We start from the raw sequence: 5,522 nt of genomic DNA, 5'->3' as shown, positions 1-5,522 counted from the left end.
TATCATTGCGCGCGCTTTTAGAAATAGCCAGGGTGGCGGAATTGGTAGACGCAGTGGACTCAAAATCCACCGGTGGCAACACTGTGGGGGTTCGACTCCCCCCTCTGGTACTAGACTTCGCTCTGCATGAGTGAAGTCACCGCGACATAGCAGAGTAATACCATTTTTACTTCAAACTGCGCGTTATCTTCTTCATCTTTTACAGTTCTGCTTCACTTAAAATGATAACCATAGCTACCGCTATGCCTGCCTATGCCGAAGTCGGTCTCCGCGCAGGCAGGCATAAAATTTTAAGCTTACAGAACAGCAAAATATTTTGAACCTATGCGCGCCCTCTGAAGTACAAATGGTATAACACGAGGCAACGGCGGGTCTTTAAATCATCAACAATAATTGGTCTATTCATATTCATCCGGGTTATTTTCCTGTACAACTGACCGAAAGCAAAGGTGATTTATGAATAATAAATTTATTTCGCTACCCAATTATGAAAAGCATTCCCCTACCGAAATGCTGAAACGCTCAAAAATGTTCTATGATCTGATGAGAACCAGGCGGAGTGTGCGAGAGTTTTCCAGGGAAGATGTACCTACGGAGATCATTGATGGCTGCATCCTTACGGCAGGAACTGCACCAAGTGGTGCCAATCAACAACCCTGGCACTTTGTTGTTGTCAAGGATCTGCAGACGAAACAAGCTATTCGGCAAGCAGCAGAACAAGCGGAACAGGATTTCTATGCCGGCCGGGCTGGGGACACTTGGCTGGAAACCCTGGAACCGCTAGGAACCAACGCAGAGAAACCTTTTCTCGAAAATGCACCCGTTCTAATTGCCATCTTCGAACAAAAATATCGTATTGAGGAAATTGATGGGCAACAGACCAAACATTACTATTCCAAGGAATCTACTGGGATAGCTACAGGTCTACTGATTGCTGCTTTGCATAATGCCGGGCTGGTAACTCTGACTCATACACCGAGTCCCATGAATTTTCTAAGCAAAATTCTCAAACGGCCATCTGGTGAACGACCGTTTTTGTTATTGGTAGTGGGCTATCCCGCAGAAAATGTGTTGGTTCCAGACATTGATAAAAAAACCTTAAATGAGATCCGGACTACACGATAACAAGATTTAGCAGCTCACAATTAAAGAGGCTGTGTGAGAATAGGGATACCGCTTACCCCATGCTTTAGCTTGGGGGGATGATAACCTACTATATCCCAGGGCTTTAGCCCCGTATTATTGGGCTAAAGCCCTCCTTTTTAATATTTTTATAACCCCCAGGCTAAAGCCTGGGGTAAGTATCAATAGTAACAGCACTATACGTAGACAACTAAAGCTAATATTAGCAAGCAATTATTCCATTGCAATAATATTTTCACACAGCCTCAAAAGTCGTAGGCTGCTTTTTAATTAATTAGAACCGATCCTGATCTCCAGGCCTTTAACACTGTCATCAATAGCCCCTTCCCGAAAGACAGGGTGACCATTTACAAAAGTCATAACGGGCCAGCCAGTTGTTGTCCAGCCATCGAAGGGACTCCAATTAACTTTTGTGAATAACTCCCCATTCCGGATTGTTTTCTGTTTGCCCATATCCACCAGGACGAGATCTGCATCAAACCCTTCACGAATATAGCCCTTATTCTGAACTTGGTATAATTCAACGGGTTTCTCGCACATCCATTCGACAACATTTTCAAGTGTACACAAACTCAGGTTGGCACGATCCAACATCAGCGGAAGGGATGTTTCAACACCTGGCATTCCGGATGGTGCCAAACCAAATGGTTTAGCTTTTTCCTCATGAGTATGAGGCGCATGGTCAGTAGCAATACAATCGATCACACCTGCTTGCAGACCCTCCCACAACGCTTCGCCATGCTCCATATTTCGGATGGGTGGATTCATCTGAGCGTAGGCTCCCAATTTCTCATAAACAAATGGTGCACTCAACAGGAAATGCTGGGGACATACCTCTGCCGAGACAGGCGCCTTATCTTTTTGAATTTCCAGATAACGTACTTCATCCAGGGTGGTGAGATGCAGAATATGCAGGCGACGTTGGTGTTTGATGGCAAGTTCTACTGCCAGGGTGGTAGCTTTTAAAGCAGCATCAGGTGGTCTTACAAATTGATGATGATTAAAATCCGTTGAGTTTTTGTAGATATCTCTGGCAGCTTCAATTATATCATCATCCTCAGCATGGACTGCAATAAGGCGGGAACCATTGGCAAAAATGTCATCAAGATCATGCTTATCACTCACCAAAAGATCTCCAGTAGAAGACCCCATAAATATCTTAATACCTGGAACGTTCTCCACCTCATTCAAAACGGACAGGTTAGTATTGGTTGCACCTATGAAGAAATTATAGTTAACCACACATCTCTCTGAAGCAATTCGCTTGCGTTCAGTCATAGCCTCAATAGTGATCGTAGAGGGCTTTGTATTCGGCATATCAAAGAACCCGGTCACGCCACCAGCTGCAGCAGCAATGGAACCCGTACGAAGATCCTCCTTCCAAGTCAGACCAGGATCACGAAAATGAACTTGTGGGTCAAGCACACCAGGTAATAAGAATAAATGTGAAGCATCGATGATCTCACCAGCATATTTCTCACCGATCTGACCTAACTTTGCGATCTTGCCATTTTCTATTAAAACATCTTGTTTAATGATGCCCTGTGATGATACACATCTGGCATTTTTTATGAGAATCGTAGGTGACATCTATTTACTCCAGATCTAATTATTGCTGATAATATGGCATACAGAGGACCAGATATAAAGTGCTCATTTAAAGGCTGGTGTTGAGGTTCTCAAAGCTGGTTCTTGCATTACTATTAAACCGGCCCATGTTATCCGTAAGTATATTTTAAATGCCACAAAGTCACTAAGACACCAAGTTTCACAAATTTTCTTAGGGGTTCTTGAAGCCTTTGCTTGTCCGGCGTAGCTCTTCGAGCGAAGATGGATGTCTTCGTGGCAAAAGAACTTACACTTCGGCGAGATGCTCATTCCTGATGCATACGGCTATCTCAGGCCAGGTTAATATTAACAAACCATTGGAAACAGTTTCGCGGCATTATTCAGCTTTCCAGTTATGGTGCTGCCAGGACTGGCCATCACTATGATAAATTATTGCACCCTCCAGATCTGTTCTTCGGACCTTAGCTCCACTATCAGCAAAATTCCTTAAAGTTATCGGAGCGGGGTGTTTGTACTTATTCCTTGTTCCGACACTTATCAAACATACTTGGGGCTCTATCAGGCCGATATACTGAGGTGATGAGCTGGTTTTTGATCCATGGTGAGGAGCTTTGATCAGATCGCACTTCAAAAGGGATCCGAAAGGCAGCAGATCCCGTTCAACTTCCACTTCAGCATCACCTGTCAATAATAGGGTTGTTTCACCATAAAATAACTGCATGACAATTGAAACATTATTTACGTTATGTGGTTGGGTGGTCTCTTCGAATTGTTTTGGTCCTATCACTCTTAAATACAGGGGTGCCAATGAAGAATCAATGACACCTGTACAGACACTATTAGTGGGAATGTTCATTGAATTCAAAGTACTCTGCAGTTTACGATAGCCATATGAATCATATTTCACATCTTGCATTAACACTGATTTCACAGCGTGATGCGTTATGAGGTAGTGAGCACCTCCAATATGATCATTATGGGGATGGGTGATTACCAACAAGTCTATTGTTTTCCAATTCCGATCGATCAAAAACGGAGAGATAACATCTTTTCCCATATCCTTTCCACCAAATTTGAGTCCGGCATCAATAACCATGGTCTTACCATTTGGAGTATGGATCACCAGGGCATCTCCTTGTCCAACGTCCAATACCACAAATTCCAATCTGGGTGACAGATACAGATCGGACCAAACCAAGATATTTCCCCACCCCAGGAAAAGGATAAACCAAATCAGGGGTAATCGCGAGCGTTTGGTGAAAGTGATGGCAAACACTGCAAAAAAGATCAGCATAACCTCGTATAGTTGAATCGAACGAGTATTGATAAATGCCCATTCAAATCGGGCACAGAGTTGCACAAACCACAACATAAAATCAATAGCACCGTCCAATAAAGCAGCCCACAGTCCGCTCACTAAAGGGAAAACACTGCCCACGATCAGTGAGCTTAACCCGGTGGCAACGATCAGCCCGATCAATGGGACAACAATAATATTTGCCCCCAGACTGATAATGGGAATCTTGTTGAAGTAATAGATCGTCAAAGCCAGGGTTCCTAATTGAGCAGCCAGCGAAACTAAAAATAGGTCCACTACCCCATTCACGAAGCTGGTGAAATATTTATGCTCAGAAGACCATTTTGGAACCCAGTCACGCAGGATCGGAAAAAGCATAACTATACTGAGAACAGCTGAAAATGATAGCTGGAAACCGATTCCGCCAAGTTGGGTCGGATCGATCAATAGGATGATCATAGCGGCAGTGGCCAAAATATTGAATATATCGGTTTTTCTTTCAAACAGATTTGCGGTTAAGATCAATCCGGCCATGATCGAGGCTCGCATTACGGATGCAGCCCCACCAGTAAGTACTACGTAGAACCCCAATCCAAATATGACCAGGACTGTCTGCAGGCGATGGGGTAATCTAAGCATGCCGATCATGGTTGCCAGAATGAGCGATACATAGCCTACATGCAATCCACTTACAGCCAAAACATGGATGACACCGGTATTTGCAAAATTTGTTTTTGTCTCATCATCCACGTCACTGCGCTCACCCAGGATCAGGGCTGACATAATTCCGGAAGAGCGCGGAGTTAAATCTTTTAAAAAATGATATTTGATCATATCTCTTAGCGACAACATTATCTGTGTTGTATTAATACTACTGGATTCATGAATTATCAATTGCCCCGAACTTTCTATAAATCCTTCAAAATAGATCTCCTGTCTAGCCAGATACGCACGATAGTCGAAATCATTCGGATTCCGTTGGCTCCGGGGCTGATTCAATAGCATGGGTGCGACTAAAGTGTCACCAATCTCGGGGATTATAACCAGATCCCTGGCATACAGGATCAGCTTTCCATGAGAGATAGGCTGGTGATCTATCATAATAGGCTTCAGAGTATATTTTGGTGTTCCCCTTCGTGTTTCACCGATCTGCTCAACAGATGCAGTCACCTGATAGGTCGAATCATGACAGGCAGGAAAGTAGGCCAGTGAGCAATTTGTCGTAAACTCATAAGTGGCCAACCGTAGCCCTCCTGAAACTAGAATAAGAAGTAATAGGACGGCGTTCTTATAAATTGACTTGAATATGAATAGAGTTGTGGAGATGGTGATCAGAGTAATCAGGATCATCCCCAAGCTAACTTGAAAACTTCTCTCAATTAGTATACCAATGATAAAGACCGATGTCACCACAACCATGGGCCGTGGACTTAGCAGTCCCACAATGCGATCGTTCATAATTCCTACTGTTTTTTGGGTTGGCCAAACATAGGATTTATGGGGTCTTCAATCA

3 protein-coding genes and 1 tRNA gene are annotated in these 5,522 nt (G+C 43.6%); 2 read left to right on the top strand and 2 right to left on the bottom strand.

Annotation, left to right across the window (positions count from 1 at the left end; genetic code table 11):
• Positions 1 to 26 precede the first annotated feature (26 nt).
• Positions 27 to 110: transfer RNA gene (locus U9Q77_08240), tRNA-Leu, on the top strand.
• Positions 111 to 456: 346 nt separating this feature from the next.
• Positions 457 to 1,125, top strand: a complete 669-nt coding sequence (locus U9Q77_08235) for a nitroreductase family protein (GenBank protein ID MEA3287350.1) — start codon at positions 457 to 459, stop codon at positions 1,123 to 1,125.
• A gap of 288 nt (positions 1,126 to 1,413) precedes the next feature.
• Here the strand turns inward: U9Q77_08235 and U9Q77_08230 are convergent, their stop codons facing one another.
• Positions 1,414 to 2,733: a dihydroorotase gene (locus U9Q77_08230; protein MEA3287349.1), complete on the bottom strand. Its 1,320-nt coding sequence runs from the start codon at positions 2,731 to 2,733 to the stop codon at positions 1,414 to 1,416.
• A 355-nt stretch (positions 2,734 to 3,088) separates the two neighbouring features.
• Positions 3,089 to 5,467: a DNA internalization-related competence protein ComEC/Rec2 gene (locus tag U9Q77_08225; protein ID MEA3287348.1), complete on the bottom strand. Its 2,379-nt coding sequence runs from the start codon at positions 5,465 to 5,467 to the stop codon at positions 3,089 to 3,091.
• Between the last annotated feature and the right edge of the window lie 55 nt (positions 5,468 to 5,522).

The sequence above is a fragment of the Candidatus Neomarinimicrobiota bacterium genome (assembly GCA_034716895.1).
Classification (GTDB): domain Bacteria; phylum Fidelibacterota; class UBA8477; order UBA8477; family JABMPR01; genus JABMPR01.
This window is presented reverse-complemented; position numbering and strand designations above follow the sequence as displayed.

What these genes read in the sequence shown, in the direction of transcription:
- U9Q77_08235 (MEA3287350.1), top strand. Translation starts at nt 457, where the DNA reads ATGAATAATAAATTTATTTCGCTACCCAATTATGAAAAGCATTCCCCT.
- U9Q77_08230 (MEA3287349.1), bottom strand. Translation starts at nt 2,733, where the DNA reads ATGTCACCTACGATTCTCATAAAAAATGCCAGATGTGTATCATCACAG.
- U9Q77_08225 (MEA3287348.1), bottom strand. Translation starts at nt 5,467, where the DNA reads ATGAACGATCGCATTGTGGGACTGCTAAGTCCACGGCCCATGGTTGTG.